Below are 271 nucleotides of genomic sequence, written 5' to 3'. Positions count from 1 at the left end.
TCCGGAGAGAGCGAAGCGTTCAACCCGGAGTCCGGCCGAAAGGCACTTACCCATTCCTTTGATAAAGGCAGGAGACTTTTCATGCGTACCTTCCGTTACGTCATACTCGCCGGGCTGCTCAGCGCAGCGTTGTCGGCCCAGGCCGCGCCGGTGACTTATAAGCTCGACCCCGCGCACACCATGGTGTTGTTTAGCTGGAGCCATTTTGGGTTCTCCAATCCGACGGCAGATATCGACATTTCTGACGGCACGCTGGTGTTTGATGAGCAGC

Annotated in this window: 1 pseudogene; it reads left to right on the top strand. The window is 57.2% G+C overall.

Annotated features, from left to right (window positions below):
* Positions 1-81 precede the first annotated feature (81 nt).
* Positions 82-271 (top strand): annotated as a pseudogene (locus tag AC4HNJ_RS21945) (YceI family protein); the annotation flags it as partial.

The sequence above is a fragment of the Dyella sp. SYSU CM1112 genome, from assembly GCF_058216415.1.
The sequence above is the reverse complement of the archived record's forward strand: the minus strand, read 5'-3'. Positions and strand labels throughout refer to the sequence as shown.